Origin of the sequence: Micromonospora sp. WMMD967, from assembly GCF_029626165.1 — a bacterium.
Taxonomy (GTDB): domain Bacteria; phylum Actinomycetota; class Actinomycetes; order Mycobacteriales; family Micromonosporaceae; genus Micromonospora; species Micromonospora taraxaci.
In genome coordinates this window covers 2,241,952-2,256,765 of the sequence record NZ_JARUBK010000001.1, presented here as the reverse complement: position 1 = coordinate 2,256,765, position 14,814 = coordinate 2,241,952, and the positions used below count along the sequence as shown (strand labels likewise).

General features: G+C 72.2%; 15 protein-coding genes. 9 read left to right on the top strand and 6 right to left on the bottom strand.

The window, feature by feature from the left end:
* Positions 1-17: 17 nt before the first annotated feature.
* Both O7631_RS10640 and O7631_RS10635 read right to left on the bottom strand, forming a co-directional pair.
* A complete protein-coding gene (locus tag O7631_RS10640; RefSeq protein ID WP_278144095.1) occupies positions 18-2,477 on the bottom strand; it encodes an FtsX-like permease family protein in 2,460 nt (819 codons plus the stop codon).
* Positions 2,471-3,220, bottom strand: a complete 750-nt coding sequence (locus O7631_RS10635; protein ID WP_278144094.1) for an ABC transporter ATP-binding protein — start codon at positions 3,218-3,220, stop codon at positions 2,471-2,473. Before O7631_RS10635 ends, O7631_RS10640 begins: the two co-directional genes overlap by 7 nt.
* A gap of 169 nt (positions 3,221-3,389) precedes the next feature.
* On the opposite strand from O7631_RS10635, the gene O7631_RS10630 reads away from it, so the two are divergent.
* From O7631_RS10630 to O7631_RS10620, 3 genes are read left to right on the top strand one after another with little or no spacing between them, the layout of a single operon-like run.
* Positions 3,390-4,547: a sensor histidine kinase gene (locus tag O7631_RS10630; protein WP_278144093.1), complete on the top strand. Its 1,158-nt coding sequence runs from the start codon at positions 3,390-3,392 to the stop codon at positions 4,545-4,547.
* On the top strand, positions 4,544-5,212 hold the full coding sequence (locus O7631_RS10625) for a response regulator transcription factor (protein WP_278144092.1): 669 nt from the start codon (positions 4,544-4,546) through the stop codon (positions 5,210-5,212). Before O7631_RS10630 ends, O7631_RS10625 begins: the two co-directional genes overlap by 4 nt.
* A gap of 29 nt (positions 5,213-5,241) precedes the next feature.
* On the top strand, positions 5,242-5,784 hold the full coding sequence (locus O7631_RS10620) for a DUF1697 domain-containing protein (protein WP_278144091.1): 543 nt from the start codon (positions 5,242-5,244) through the stop codon (positions 5,782-5,784).
* 41 nt (positions 5,785-5,825) lie between these two features.
* Here the strand turns inward: O7631_RS10620 and O7631_RS10615 are convergent, their stop codons facing one another.
* Positions 5,826-6,803, bottom strand: coding sequence for an MBL fold metallo-hydrolase (locus O7631_RS10615; protein ID WP_278144090.1), 978 nt, complete (start codon positions 6,801-6,803; stop codon positions 5,826-5,828).
* Between the two features lie 153 nt (positions 6,804-6,956).
* Positions 6,957-7,877, bottom strand: coding sequence for a serine hydrolase (locus O7631_RS10610; protein WP_278144089.1), 921 nt, complete (start codon positions 7,875-7,877; stop codon positions 6,957-6,959).
* Positions 7,878-7,929: 52 nt separating this feature from the next.
* Between O7631_RS10610 and O7631_RS10605 the strand changes: the two genes are divergently transcribed.
* Together O7631_RS10605 and O7631_RS10600 are read left to right on the top strand one after the other, a co-directional pair.
* A complete protein-coding gene (locus O7631_RS10605) occupies positions 7,930-8,898 on the top strand; it encodes a LysR family transcriptional regulator (RefSeq protein ID WP_278144088.1) in 969 nt (322 codons plus the stop codon).
* Positions 8,899-8,998: 100 nt separating this feature from the next.
* Positions 8,999-9,850 (top strand): aldo/keto reductase, encoded by an 852-nt coding sequence (locus tag O7631_RS10600; protein ID WP_278144087.1) that lies wholly within the window; start codon positions 8,999-9,001, stop codon positions 9,848-9,850.
* 127 nt (positions 9,851-9,977) lie between these two features.
* Here the strand turns inward: O7631_RS10600 and O7631_RS10595 are convergent, their stop codons facing one another.
* Positions 9,978-10,820: a helix-turn-helix transcriptional regulator gene (locus tag O7631_RS10595; protein WP_278144086.1), complete on the bottom strand. Its 843-nt coding sequence runs from the start codon at positions 10,818-10,820 to the stop codon at positions 9,978-9,980.
* A 101-nt stretch (positions 10,821-10,921) separates the two neighbouring features.
* On the opposite strand from O7631_RS10595, the gene O7631_RS10590 reads away from it, so the two are divergent.
* Positions 10,922-11,674: an SDR family oxidoreductase gene (locus O7631_RS10590; RefSeq protein WP_278144085.1), complete on the top strand. Its 753-nt coding sequence runs from the start codon at positions 10,922-10,924 to the stop codon at positions 11,672-11,674.
* Positions 11,675-11,699: 25 nt separating this feature from the next.
* On the opposite strand, the gene O7631_RS10585 is transcribed toward O7631_RS10590, so the two are convergent.
* The gene (locus O7631_RS10585; RefSeq protein ID WP_278144084.1) at positions 11,700-12,215 is read right to left on the bottom strand and encodes a GNAT family N-acetyltransferase; all 516 of its coding nucleotides are present in this window, start codon (positions 12,213-12,215) and stop codon (positions 11,700-11,702) included.
* A 131-nt stretch (positions 12,216-12,346) separates the two neighbouring features.
* Here O7631_RS10585 and O7631_RS10580 point away from each other — a divergent pair, with 131 nt between their 5' ends.
* From O7631_RS10580 to O7631_RS10570, 3 genes are read left to right on the top strand one after another with little or no spacing between them, the layout of a single operon-like run.
* Positions 12,347-12,901, top strand: coding sequence for an NAD(P)H-dependent oxidoreductase (locus O7631_RS10580; RefSeq protein WP_278144083.1), 555 nt, complete (start codon positions 12,347-12,349; stop codon positions 12,899-12,901).
* Positions 12,902-12,926: 25 nt separating this feature from the next.
* On the top strand, positions 12,927-13,940 hold the full coding sequence (locus tag O7631_RS10575) for an ATP-binding cassette domain-containing protein (protein ID WP_278144082.1): 1,014 nt from the start codon (positions 12,927-12,929) through the stop codon (positions 13,938-13,940).
* Entirely contained in the window at positions 13,937-14,797 is an 861-nt protein-coding gene (locus O7631_RS10570; RefSeq protein WP_278144081.1) for an ABC transporter permease, read from the top strand. Before O7631_RS10575 ends, O7631_RS10570 begins: the two co-directional genes overlap by 4 nt.
* Positions 14,798-14,814 lie beyond the last annotated feature (17 nt).

The following is a 14,814-nucleotide window of genomic DNA, read 5'->3' as shown; positions in this document are numbered from 1 at the left end:
CCGGTCAGGGGGCACGATCATCCGACGACGTCGGCCGAGGTCCGCGCGGGGCGGACAACGCTGACCGGGGTCCGCGCGGGGCGGTGACGCAGTGACCGCCACGTCGGCAGCACACTGGACAGCACGGCGAGCAGCAGGCACAGCCCCACCACGCCGGCGATCACCGACCAGGGCACCACCAGGTCGACGGACGCGCCGACCTGCTCGGCCAGGCCGGCACGGATGCTGAGCAGGCCGACGAAGGCGACCGCGCCACCGAGCAGCGCGCCGATCAGGACCACCAGGGCGGACTCGGCGGTGACCAGCCAGAGGACCTGCCGACGGGTCGCCCCGGCCAACCGGATCAGCCGCAGGTCCGCGACCCGACCGGCGGCGGCCAGCAGCAACGTGTTGGCCACGGCGACGGCTCCGTAACCGGCCGACACACCGATCAGCAGCAGCGTGAACAGCCAGACGAGACGGTCCTCGGCGGCGTCCGCCTCGGCCGCCCAGGTGTCCACGTCGACGATCCGCGCGCCCACCGGTGGGGCGACCCGGTCCCGCACGTACACGGTGGAGGTCAACGCCGACGGGTCGTGCGCCCGCACCACCGCCCGAGGTACGAGCAGGTCGCCGGGGAGCGAGTTGTCGGTGACGACCGCGACGACGCGCAACGACACCGCCGTCCCGTCGGCGAAGACCAGCTCGTACGGGGCGGACGGCGGCAGGTTCGCCGAGGTGGTGACCACGACTGTGTCGTTCCCGCGCAGGTCGTCCAGGGAGCCGGCGACGACGGTGAGCACCCGGTTCGCGGCGGCGAAACCCGCCGGGTCCACACCGAGCGCGGTCAGTGGCCGGTTCTCCGGCAGCGTCCCGGGGTCGGTGCGGAAGACTGTGGTCGGCAGGAGTGCGGTGCCTCCGGTCGCGGCGACGGCCGCGTCCGACAGACCGGGCGCCCGGTCCGGCACGACGATCCAACCGGCGTTCACGTTGTCCGCCCGACCCGCCGCGTACGCGGCGGTGGTGGTCCGCACCATCCCGGACACCAGCACCGCGAAGGCGACGGTGAGCAGCACCGGCGCGGCGATGGAGGCGGTCCGCCGGGTGGCTGTCAACGCGCCGCCCCGGACCAGCATCCCGATCGCGCCACCGGGCCGCCGCACCGGGAACCGCAGCAGCCGCACCACCGGCCCGACCACCACCGGGGCGAGCACTGTGGCACCGGCCACCAGGGCCATCACCGCGTACAGGGCGTACGACGCCGCCACCCGGGCCTCGTCCGCGGTCGCCGTTCCCACGCTCAGCGCGATCCCCGCCGCGACGAGCAGCGCCCCGGTGGCGATCCGGGCACGTCCGATCGGTCGCTGCTCGATCGCCGCCTCGCGCAACGCCTCCAACGGGCGCACCCGCGCGGCCCGACGGGATGCCGACCAGACCGCCAGCAACGCGATCACCGGCCCGGCCGCGAGCGAGACCGCTACCGGCCAGGGGGCGTAGTGGACCCGGAAGGTCGCCGGCTCGAACCCGACATCGACGAGCAGTCGACCCACCACCGGGGTGAGCGCCGCACCGACCAGCAGGCCGACCAGCCCGGCGCTGACGCCGACGACCAGAGCCTCGGCGTACACCATGCGGCGGACCTGCCGTCCGGTGGCGCCGACGGCGCGCAGCAGGCCCACCTCGCGACGGCGCTGCGCGACGGTGAACGCGAAGGTGGAGGAGACCACGAACACCGTGACGAAGCCGGCGAGGGCCGCCGTGGCGGTGAGCACCTGCATGCCGATCCACCGGATCCGGGCGTCGTCGCGCGGCTCCAACGCGCTGCGCGCGTCGCCGGTCAGCACCCGTCCGTCGCCGCCGACGACGCCGCGAGCCGACGCGGCGACCCGGTCCGGGTCGGCCCCCGGCGCGAGGACCAACCCGATGGCCCGGACGCCGGGCGCGAGCGCGGCGGCGACCTCGTCCGCGACGTGCACGCCGGGCGCGTCCACCAGACCGGTCACGGTGTACGCCTGCGGCCCGGCCGCCGTCAGCAGGGTGACCGGCGCACCGGTACGCAGTCCCAGCGCGCTGTCGACCACCACCTCACCGGGCCTGCCGGGCGGCTCACCCGCGGTGAGGCGCAGACCAGCCAACTGGGCGCTGGACCACCCGTGCCCCTGGTACGCGTCCTCCCGCCGGGTGTCGGCGGCGGAGGGTCGGCCGTCGACGAGCGGTTGGGCGTAGAAGGTCCGGTCCGGTACCGCCGCGACGACACCCGGCAGACCGGCCAACCGGTCGACGAGTCCCGCCGCCGTGGTGGCGGACCACGGTCGGGTCGGCACGAACTGGTCGGCCGACGCACCCGCCTCGGGGCTCTGCACCACGACCGCCGCCCGGGTCAGTCGGTCCGGCACCTGCGGGCGGCCGGAGGCGAGCAGCAGCGTGGCTGCCGCGACCAGCGCGACCCCGATGGCGACAGCCACGAACGCGCTGGTCGACCGCCGGATACTCAGCATGACCGCTCCCGGGGCGTCTCCCGCTCGGCGATCCGCGCGGCGACTGTCGCCGCCGAGATGTCGCCGTCCACCTCGTCGACCACGCGGCCGTCGGCGAGCAGGAGGACCCGATCGGCGTACGCGGCGGCATGGGGATCGTGGGTCACCATCACCACTGTCTGGCCGTGGTCGTCGACGAGCGCCCGCAGCAGCCGGAGCACCTGCCGGGACGCCGCGCTGTCCAACGCCCCGGTCGGCTCGTCGGCGAAGACCACCGCCGGTCGGGTGATCAACGCTCGGGCCACGGCCACGCGCTGCTGCTCACCGCCGGACAACTCACTCGGCCGGTGCCCGGCCCGGTCGGCCAGTCCCACCGCGTCGAGGGCGGCGGTGACGTCCCGAGCCGGTGGGCGGCGGCCAGCCAGCCGCAACGGCAACTCGACGTTCTGCCCGGCGGTCAGCGTGGACACCAGGTTGAACGCCTGGAACACGAACCCGATCCGGTCGCGCCGCAGCCGGGTCACCTCGTCCTCGCCGAGCTGGTCGAGGCGGATGCCGTCGATCGTGACGGTCCCCTCGGTCGGACTGTCCAGCCCCGCCGCGCAGTGCAGCAGTGTGGACTTTCCCGAGCCGGAGGGGCCCATCACCGCCGTGAACGTCCCGCTCGTGAAGCTCGTCGTCACGCCGTCGAGCGCCGTCACCCGCCGGGTTCCGGTGCCGTACACCGCGCGCAGCCCCGTCAGGGTCACCGTGTGTGTGGTCATGGCCGACACAGTGCCGGCTGCGGTGGGTGCCGCGCGTCGTGCCGGCGCGGACAGTTTCCGCCCCTCCCGCGGGTGGAGCCCGAGGTCCGCAACGGCCGGTACGTCGTCCTCGGGGATGACCGCCCGTGGGTGGACGCGGACCGGCCAGCCGGCCGATACGGTCGGACGGGTGCCCCCTTCCCTGCTGACCCGACGGCTACGACCGGTGGACCTGTACGTCGTGGACGTCCTGCTGGCCGTGGCTGTCGGCGGGCTGCTCTGCCCGTACGCGGCGTTGGAGTCACCGCTGCACGGCGGCGTACGCGAGCCGCTGTGGGTGTCGGTGCTCGTCGGGCTGGCCCTCGGGCTGCCGCTGGCCGTACGACGCCGGTGGCCGATGACGGTGGCCGCCGTGATCAGCGCCGTCACCACAGTTGCCCTGGTCACCGGGGTGATCCCGAACTTCGCCGCCGCCGCGCCGGCGCTCGCCATCGGCCTGTCCTTCTACACGGTCGCGGTGTCGACGGCCACCCGCCGCTCGATCCTTTGCGCGGCGGGTTGTCTCGCGCTGGTGAGCGTCGCGCTGGTGCTGACCGCGGGCGACCTGTGGTCGCGTGCGGGTGGGGTCGTCTACGCCGTCGTCATGATCGCGCCGGCCTGGGTGATCGGGTGGCTCCTCCGGGAGCGACGTGCCCTCGCCGCCCGGCAGAGTGCCCATCTGGTCCGTCAGGCCACGGCGGAGGAACGACTACGGGTGGCGCGCGAGCTGCACGACGTGGTCGCCCACACACTGAGTCTCATCGTGGTGAAGGCGTCCGTCGCCAACCACGTCGCCGAGGCGGATCCCCGCGAGGCGGGCGCCGCCCTCCGGGTGATCGAGGAGACCGGCCGTCACGCCCTGGCCGACGTCCGTCGGGTGCTGGGCGTCCTGCGCGAGGACACCTCGTACGCCCCGACACCCGGGCTGGACGAGTTGCCCACGCTGGCGCGGCAGGCGGCGATCGGCGGTGTCGACGTACGGCTCGACGTCCGACGGGAGGCACCGGGCAGCGTGGTCCCCGAGTCGGTGGGCCTGGCGGTGTACCGCATCGTGCAGGAGGCGGTGACCAACGTGGTCAAGCACGCGGCCCCGGCCGCCTGCCGGGCTACGGTGACCGTCACACCCGGTGAGGTACGGGTGGAGGTGACCGACGACGGTCGACGTCCGGTCCTGACCGGCGGGGAGGGGCACGGGTTGATCGGCATGCGGGAACGGGTGGCGTTGCACGGCGGGGAGTTCCGCGCCGGGCCAGGCTCGGACGGCGGCTTCGCGGTGACGGCCAGCCTGCCCTACCGGGTGGCCGCGTGATCCGCGTGCTGATCGCCGACGACCAGGCGTTGCTGCGCGGCAGCTTCCGGCTGCTGGTCGACCTCGCCCCGGACTGCACCACTGTCGGCGAGGCGGGCACCGGTGTCGAGGCCGTCGCGTTGACCGGGCAGCACCGGCCGGACGTGGTGCTGATGGACGTACGGATGCCGGAGATGGACGGCATCGAGGCGACCCGACGGATCTGCGCCGACCCGGCGACCGCCGGCACCCGGGTCATCATCCTGACCACGTTCGACCTGGACGAGTACGTCTACGGCGCGTTGCGCGCAGGCGCCAGCGGCTTCCTGCTCAAGGACACTCCACCGGCGGACCTGCTGACCGGCATCCGGGTGGTCGCCTCCGGTGAGGGGCTGCTCGCGCCGACGGTGACCCGCCGGCTGATCGACGAGTTCGCCAGGCGACCGGAGCCGGCCCGGCCGCTGCCCCGTGACCTTCACGGGGTGACCGAACGGGAGCGGGAGGTGCTCGCGTTGATCGCCCGGGGTCTGTCCAACGCGGAGTTGGCCACGCACCTCAGTCTCAGCCAGGCCACCGTCAAGACCCACGTCGGTCGGCTGCTGACCAAGCTGGGAGTCCGGGACCGCGCGCAACTGGTCATCGTCGCCTACGAGACGGGCCTGGTGGGGCCGGGCGGCCTACGCTGAGCCGGTTGGCCGTCACCCGAGGAGGAGCAATGACCCGGTACGTCGCCCTGTTGCGCGGGGTCAACGTCGGCGGCGCCACCCGGCTGGCGATGGCCGACCTGCGCCGGATCGTCACCGAGCTCGGGCACGAGGACGTGAAGACGTACCTGCAGAGTGGCAACGTGGCCTTCGGCAGCACCGTGCGCGACGCGGAGAAGCTGGCGGCCGGGATCAAGCGTGCGCTGACCGACGAGTTGGCGTTGACGGTGCCGGTGCTGGTGCGCAGCGGCCGGGAGCTGGCGGCGATCGCCGGTGGCAACCCGTACGCCGACCGGGAGGACGACCCGACGAGGCTGTTGGTCGCCTTCCTGGCGACCGCGCCGAAGAAGTCCACAGCGGATGCGCTGACCGTGCCCGGCGGGGAGAACGTGTCGTTCACGGTGACCGGCCGGGAGGTCTTCCTGCACTACGTCGACGGCGGTTACGGGCGGTCGAAGTTCACCAACGCGTACCTGGAGAAGAAGCTCGGCGTGGTGGCGACCACCCGCAACTGGAAGTCGGTGCGGGCTCTGGCCGAGATGGCCGCCGGCTGATCCGGTGGGGGCCGCTGCCCGGCGACCCCCACCGGTGCCGGTCAGAAGTGGTACGCGGTCTCGTACTCGGGCACCAGCACGCGGCTGCGCGGCGAGATCCGGCGGATCGCCGCGATCATGTCGTTCAGCCGGGCACGGTCGGTCTCGGCGACCGGCGGTGGGTTCCGCAGCTCCGTCTCGAAGTTGTCGTAGTGCACCGGCACCACGACCTTCGGGTAGTCCAGCCCTTCCAGCAGGCGGGGCAGGTAGTCCCCGGTCGTGGTGGCGTTCTGCATGGCCACCATCGCCACGTCGGGCGCGAGCCCGGTCAGGTTCCGCTCGGCGACGTCGCTGGCCCCGGTGAAGTAGACCGACGGGCCACCGTCGACCCGCAGCAGGTAGCCGAGCGTGTCGCCCTCCGGCAGGTCCGCGATGGTGGCCGGCTGCGCGGGCTGGCTGACCCGCACCCCGGGGAAGGCCACCGAGTACGACGGGTTGCGGCTGTGCAGCGAGCCGACCACCTCGACGGAGTGGTCGCCGAAGTCCAGCACCTCCCCACCCTTGACGGCGCTGAGCTGCGTCGACGGCAGTTCGTAGGCCAACCCCAGGTGGTACGCGGTCAGCGTGCCGAAGACCCGCGCGCCGGTGCGCTTCGCGATGTACGGCACGTCCATGAAGTGGTCCCAGTGGGTGTGCGTGACGAAGACGGTCATGGCCCGGTCGACGCGCGGGTCGATCACGTCGGTGCGCACCGTCAACGCCTTGGCCGGGTTGAACGCGTTCTTGAACAGGCCGGTGTCGATCCGGCTGAGGAACGGGTCGACGAGGACCGTGCGGTCACCGATGTCGACGCGCCAGCCGGCCGTACCCCACCAGCGGAAGCTGACCGCTCCCTTGCGGCGGGCGGACGGGGTGGGTGTGGCGGCGGGCGGCGCGGCCTGGGCCGGGGTGATCGGGCCGGCGGCGAGCCCGGCGGTGGTGACGAGGGCGGTGGTGGCGGCGGTGTCGCGCAGGAAGCGTCGGCGGTCGAGGCTGGGCATGCGGGTCTACTCCCCGTGGTCGGGCGATTGGTCGGCACGAGCCAACCAGCGCGGCAGGGCTCCGGTCCAAGATCAAAGGCGATCAGCTCCGATACGTCGCCGGATATCGGGCCTGCTCAGTGGTCGTGCGCCAGCGTGCCGACGGGCACGAAATCAGTCGCCGCGCAGCGCCTCCACGGCTGTCCGGGCGGCCTCCCCCATCGCCAGGTCCACGTCGATCCGCCGCGACGCCAACTGGTCGGCGCTGGCGAAGACGGCGATCGCGTACCGGCCGCCGTCGGGGTATTCCGCGACCCCGGCCTCCAGATGCAGCCCGGGCAGGGTGCCGGTCTTCCCGGCGACCCGCACCCCGGACGGGAAGCCGGCGGCCAGCCGCGTCCAGAACAGTTGCCGGGCCATCCAGGTACGGACCATCGCGCAGGCGGCCGCCGGTCCGGCCTCGTCCCGCCAGATCATGGTGAGCAGTCGGGTGATCTCCCGCGCGGTGCTGGAGGTGGTGTGCGCCGGGTCGAACACCCGCATCGCCCGGATCCGGTCCGCCGGCAACGTGGGGAAGATCCGGGCGAAGTCCGCCTCGGTACGCGCGCCCACGTCGGCGAGCATCAGCTCGACCAGCTCCCGGGGACCACCCCGGATGCGGGTACGCGTCATCCCCAACTCGGCGGCGAGCATCGGGAGCAGGTCCGGGCCGACCCGACGCAGCAGCAGGTCGGCGGCCGTGTTGTCACTGACGGACATGGCGAAGTACGCGAGGTCGCGCAGGGACACCTCGGCGTCGTCGACGCAGCCGGCCAGTCCCCATCCGCCGAGCCGGTCGGCGGCGGTGACCAGTACCCGTTCGGTCGGGTCGAGTTGGCCGGCCTCGACCTGCCGGGCGAACTCCAGCACCAGCAGGATCTTGAAGATGGAGGCGATCACCACCTGCTCGTCGGCCCGCACCCCGACCTCCCGGGCAACGCCGGCCGCGTCCAGGTCCTCGGCGTGCAGGTCCACGGCGTCCAGGTCCACGGCGTGCAGGCTGGCGGTCACCCCGGCGGCGGCGAAGATCACCTCGATGCGTTCGTCCACGTCCACGCCAGCACGCTATCCAGCGGCCCGGGGTCGGGGCTGGCGTAGGGTCGGGGCAGTGGATCTGCTCCGGCACCTGCGGCACTTCGTGGTCGTCGCACACGAGTTGCACTTCGGCCGGGCCGCCGACCTGCTCGGGATGGCCCAGCCGCCCCTGAGCCAGTCGATCCAGCGGCTCGAACGGGAGCTGACTGTCGAGTTGTTCGACAGGTCCCGCCGCCAGGTACGCCTCACCACCGCCGGTGAGCTGCTGCTCGGCGAGGCGGAGGAGTTGCTCGCCGGCGAGGGGCGGCTGCGCAACCTGATGGGACAGATTCGCGCCGGTGAGCTGGGCGTACTCCGGGCCGGGGTGCCGCCGGAGACACCCGCTGTGACGCTGCGGGCGCTGCTGGACGGGCTCACCACCCGGGCACCCGGCCTCGACGTGGAGCTGCACGAGCTGACCACCGCCGAGCAGGTACGCATGCTCGCCGAGCGGACCCTGGACGTGGGGCTCGTGCACCACCCGGTCGCGGCGGACGGGCTGCGCTTCGGCGCCCCCGTGGACGTACCCCTGGGGGTGTTGCTGCCGCGGACCTCGCCGCTGGCCCGCGGCCGGGAGGTGGCGCTCGCGTCGCTGGCCGGTCTGGATCTGGTGGCCGCGCCCCGGGCCACCGCGCCCGGCTGGCACGACCACCTGTTGGCGGTGTGCCGACAGCACGGTTGGCGGCCGACCCGGGTACGCCCGGCCCGCAACCCGGAGTTCCTGTTCGGGCTGGTGCTGGCCGGGGGCGGGGTGGCAGTGGAACCGGCGTCGGTGGCGCGCCGCGAGCCGCGGATCGCCTGGCGGCCGATCGTCGACGCACCGGTGGCGAAGCGGACCTCGGCGGTCTGGCCGGACCGGTCGGCGCACCCGGCGGCCCCGATGTTCGGGCAGCTCGCCGCCGACGTGTTGGCCGACGCCGAGCCCGCGCCGCCCCCCGCGTCGGCCGGAACGTCGGCGCCGGCCGCACGCCCCTGGCCGGTGCTCTTCGACACGACCGGGTGAACCATTCCGACGTTGCGCTCGTCACCTCGCGTTGTGCGGTGATTCGACAGGCCACCCGGGTATGGATGACAGGCAACGACGATGACGCGAAGGAGCCGTAGTGGCCAACACCATTCCCGACATCAGCCTGAATGACGGCACCACCATTCCGCAGCTCGGCTTCGGGGTGTTCCAGATCGAGCCGAAGGACACCGCCGCCGCGGTGACCACCGCCCTGGAGACGGGCTACCGGCACATCGACACCGCCGAGATGTACGGCAACGAGGCCGAGGTCGGCGAGGCGGTACGCATGTCCGGCCTCGACCGGAGCGCGGTCTACGTGACCAGCAAGCTGAACAACGCCTTCCACCGCCCCGACGACGCCCGCCGGGCGTTCGACTCGACGCTCGCGGCGCTGAAGATGGACTACATCGACCTGTTCCTCATCCACTGGCCGCTGCCGACCCTGTACGACGGCGACTACGTGTCGACGTGGAAGACGCTGGAGGAGTTCCAGCGCGACGGCCGGGCCCGCTCGATCGGCGTGTCGAACTTCCAGGTCCCCCACCTGGAGCGGCTGGCCGACGAGGCGAACGTCGTGCCGGCGGTGAACCAGATCGAGGCGCACCCGTACTTCACCAACGACGAGGTGCGCGCCTACGGTCGCGCGCACAACATCCTCACCGAGGCCTGGTCGCCCATCGCGCAGGGCAAGGTGCTCGACGACCCGACGGTGGTCGACCTCGCCGAGCAGGTCGGCCGGACCCCGGCGCAGGTGGTGCTCCGCTGGCACGTGCAGCGCGGCGACATCATCTTCCCGAAGTCGACCACCCCGAAGCGGATCGAGGAGAACACCAAGATCTTCGACTTCGAGCTGGACGACGCCGCCATGGAGCGGATCACCGGGTTGAACCAGGGCGAGGCCGGGCGGCAGGGCCCGAACCCGGACACCTTCGCCTACCTGCCCAACTGACCCCGGCCCGCCGTCCGGCGGGTCATGGCCCAACAAGCGTTATACCTCAGAGTCATAACTATGACTCTGAGGTATAACGCTCGCGGCAGTTGCCCCCTCCGGCCACGGAGGGCACGAGCCACGGAGGTCACGGGCCGACGCGCTCCGCGATCCGGTGAAACGCCGCCTGGGTCGGCGAGCCGGGCTCGGGGACATAGACGATCATCCGCTGGTCGGTCTCCTGCACGTGCAGCACCCGGCACTCGAACTCCAACGGCCCCAGCTCGGGGTACGGCACCCGCTTCACGATGGGACGACGTTCGGCCACGTCGTGCTCGGCCCAGAGCTGGGCGAACCGGGGTGAGGTGCCGAGCAGTTCGGTGACCAGCTCACGGATCGCCGGGTCGGCCGGGTAGCGGCCGTACGCGGCCCGCAGGTCCGCGACCGTACCGCGGACGAACCGGAGTATCTCGGCGTCATTCCAGTGGCCGCTGGTCACCGGCTGCCGGAACGTCCAGCGGATCATGTTGCGGTCCGCGTCGGGCACCGTCGAGAGATCCCCGACGAAGTACGTGGCCAGACGGTTCCAGGCCAGCACGTGGTACGCGGCGTCGACGAGGTACGCCGGGGTCTCGGTCATCGCGTCGAGCAGGTGCCGCAGGCCGGACGGCACCTCCCGGCTCGGCCCACGGGTCGGCGGCGGGTTCTCCCCGGCGAGCCGGAACAGATACTCGCGCTCGTCCCGGCTCAACAGCAGCGCCCGGGCCATCGAGGCGAGCACCTGCCGGGACGGGTGCGGCCCCCGGCCCTGCTCCAGCCGGATGTAGTAGTCGATCGACATCCCGGCGAGCTGGGCCACCTCCTGCCGGCGCAGCCCGGGGGTGCGTCGGCGCTCGCCCTCGGGGAGCCCCACCTCGGCGGGACGCAGCCGGGCCCGCCGGGTGCGCAGGAACGCCGCCAGTTCGTCACGCCGCAGGCCGCCGCTCGTCATGCCCCCAGCATGCCCCGGGCGGGGCAGGTCAGGGTGGTACCGCCGGTCCCAGCCTCGGCCCGTCTCTCCTGGCACGTCACCGGCCGGGACAGGCTCGACGCATGACGAACACGATCGCCCTGATCACCGGGGCCAACAAGGGGATCGGCCTGGCCACCGCCCGTCAACTCGGCGGTCTCGGGATGACAGTGTTGGTGGGCGCGCGGGACGCCGAGCGGGGCCGGACAGCGGAGCGGGAGCTGCGCGACGGCGGCGCGGACGCCCGGTTCGTGGCGCTGGACGTGACCGACGTCGAGTCGGTGGCCGCCGCCGCGAAGCTGGTCGAGGCGGAGTACGGCCGGCTCGACGTACTGGTCAACAACGCCGGCATCGTCCTCGCCGACGGCGCGCGAGGGTTGCCCAGCGAGACCACTGTGGCGACGATGCGCCGGCTGTACGAGACCAACGTCTTCGGAGTGGTGACGGTGACGAACGCGCTGCTGCCGCTGCTTCGCCGGGCACCTGGGGCACGGATCGTCAACGTCTCCAGCGAGGTCGGCTCGATCACCGTGATGACCGACCCGGACGGCGCGCTGTTCGAGCTGACCTCGGTGCCGTACCCGTCGTCGAAGGCGGCGCTGAACATGCTCACCGCCATGTACGCCAAGGAGTTGCGGGACACCCCGATCAAGGTCAACGCGGCGAACCCGGGCTACTGCGCCACCGACCTGAACGGCAACAGCGGCTTCCGCTCCGCCGAACAGGGCGCCGAGGTGAGCGTGCACCTGGCGACGCTGCCCGCCGACGGGCCGAGCGGCCTGCTCTGGGGCTTCCAGATGGACGCCGGCGGTGGCTACGGCGTGCTGCCCTGGTGACCTGTCACCAGCCGCCCCGCCGACCTCAGCTCCCGGTCGGCGGGGCGGTCAGGTCGAGCTGCCAGTCGTTGGCCCGCATCATCTGCCCCGGCGGGTATTCGAACCCCGTCTCGCCCAACAGCGTGAACCCGGTCTTGCGGCAGACCGCGTTGGAGGCGGGATTGTCGACCGACGGATAGGCGTGCGCGAAGCGCCGGTCCCGTCGCGCGCGGGCCACGTCGAGGGCCGCGAGCACCGCGACGGTGGCCAGGCCCTTTCCCCGGTACGCGGGCAGCACCGCCCAGCCCAGCTCGTACACCTGTTGCTCGCGCCACTCGCGGGCCCAGTAGCCGACGCTGCCGGCCCGAGCGCCGTCCGGCAGCACCACCGTGAACATGCAACCCTGCCCGCTGTCGGCGAAGTGCACGTACCGGTCGTGCCGGGCGAGCACCTGCTCGTCGGTCTCCGGCCCGCCGGTGTGCTTACGCGTCTCCGGTGAGTTGAGCTGTCGCAGCAGGTCGAGGTCGCGCTCGTGCCACGGTTCGAGGTGTGCCTGCGCCATTCCGATCCCCTGTTCGTCGGCACCAGTCAAGCCGACCCGTGCGACATTCCGCTCCGAAACGCCGCCCGCTAGATCGGATCTAGCGGGCGGCCGGCCGTCACCTCGCGCCTTCAGAGTGGAAGGGGGTGGCGATGACACAGTTGCGGATCGCCGTGATCGTCGGCAGCACCCGGGAAGGGCGGGTCGGAGACCGGGTCGCCGGTTGGTTCGTCGACCAGGCCGCGCGGCACGACGACCTGGCGGTCACTGTCGTTGACCTGACCGACTACGACTTCCCGGCCACCTATCCCGCCGAGCCGACAGCGTCCATCCGGGCGTTCGTCAGCGAGGTGGGCCGGGCGGACGCGTTCGTCGTGGTCACCCCCGAGTACAACCACAGTTTTCCGGCACCCTTGAAGCAGGCGATCGACTACGCGTACGACGAGTGGCAGGCGAAACCGGTCGGCTTCGTGTCGTACGGCTGTCGGTCCACCGGCCTGCACGCCGTCGACCAGTTGCGCACTGTCTTCACCGCGCTGCACGCGATGACGGTGCGCGACGTCGTCGGGATCGACCTGCTCGCCGGAGAGCCGGTTCCGCAGTGCACCGACGAGCTGCGCCGCGACGCGGGCGTCCTGCTCGACCAGCTCCGCTGGTGGGGTCTGGCCCTGCGCGACGGTCGGGCGGCTCGGCCGTACGTCTCCTGAACACGTCCGACGGAAGGTAAGAATCATGAGTAGACGCACCACCGGTCTGGCCATCGAGGCCGAGGGGTTGACTCGTTCGTTCGGGGACACCCGGGCGCTGGCCGGGATCGACCTTCAGGTGCCCGCCGGCACCGTCTACGGTCTGCTCGGGCCGAACGGGGCGGGCAAGACCACGGCGGTCCGGGTCCTCGCGACGTTGCTGCGTCCCGACGGCGGTTCGGCCCGGGTGTTCGGCCATGACGTGGTCACCGAGGCCGACAAGGTGCGCTCCCGGGTCAGCCTCACCGGCCAGTACGCCTCGGTCGACGAGGACCTGACCGGCACGGAGAACCTGGTGCTCCTCGCCCGCCTGCTCGGCCTGCGCAAGCCGGCCGCCCGGGAACGCGCGGCGGCCCTGCTCGCCGCGTTCGGTCTGACCGACGCGAGCGACCGCCAGGTGAAGAAGTACTCGGGTGGGATGCGGCGGCGCATCGACATCGCCGCGAGCATCCTCAACACTCCCGACCTGCTGTTCCTCGACGAGCCGACGACCGGCCTCGACCCGCGCAGCCGCAACCAGGTGTGGGAGATCGTCCGGGCGGTGGTGTCGCACGGCACGACGGTCCTGCTGACCACGCAGTACCTGGACGAGGCCGACCAGCTCGCCGGGCGGATCGCGGTCGTCGACCACGGCCGGGTGATCGCCGAGGGCACCCCGGGCGAGCTGAAGTCGTCGATCGGCTCGGGCACCGTCCAACTGCGACTGCGCGATCCCGGGCAACGCCCCGAGGCGGAGCGGGTGCTCCGGGAGGCGCTCGACGTGCCGGTGCAGCTCGCCGCCGACCCGGTGGCGTTGACGGCCCGCGTCGGTGAGGCCGGCACCGACCTCGACGCCAGCGCCCAGGCCGCCCGGGTGCTGGGCGACCTGGCCCGCGCCGGCATCGTCGTGGACAACTTCTCGCTCGGCCAGCCGAGCCTGGACGAGGTCTTCCTGGCCCTGACCGACCATCCCGCCGTGCCGACCGACGACCGCGACGACGAGCTGGAGGCAGCCCGATGAGCGACACCACCACCACTACCGCCACCGAACGGGCGCCGTCCGTCTACGTCCCGTCCGCCGAGGCGCTGGCGACGGTGCTCGCGCCCGGTGCCCGGCCGCCCCGGCCCAGCGCGTTGGGCGCGTCGCTCACCTTCGGTTGGCGCGCCATGCTGAAGATCAAGCACGTGCCGGAGCAGCTCTTCGACGTGACCGCGTTCCCGATCATCATGGTGCTGATGTTCACGTACCTGTTCGGTGGCGCACTCGCCGGCAGCCCGCGCGAATACCTGCAGTTCTTCCTGCCCGGCATCATGGTGACCAGCGTCGTGATGATCACCATGTACACCGGTATCGGCCTCAACACCGACATCGAGAAGGGCATCTTCGACCGGTTCCGGACGCTGCCCGTCTGGCGTCCGTCCGCCCTGGTCGGCATGATCTTCGGCGACGTGCTGCGCTACGTCCTCGCCGCCCTGGTGATCCTGGGCCTGGGGCTGGTGCTCGGTTTCCGCCCGCACGGCGGTGTGGTCGGCGTCGCCACCGGGATCGGCCTGCTGGTGGTCTTCTCGTTCGCGTTCTCCTGGGTGTGGACGTTCTTCGGGCTGATCCTGCGCAGTGAGAAGTCGGTGATGGGGGTCAGCATGATGGTGCTGTTCCCGCTGACGTTCCTCAGCAACGTCTTCGTCGACCCGAGCACCATGCCCGGGTGGCTCCAGGCGTTCGTGAAGGTCAACCCGGTGACGCAGTTGGTCGCGGCGATCCGCGGGGCGATGAGCGGCGAATCGGACCCGTCGGCCACCATGTGGCTGCTGGTGTGGAGCGCCGGCTTCCTGCTCGTCTTCGGCACCCTGACCATGTACCGGTACAACCGCCGCTGACAGTGATCGAAACGACG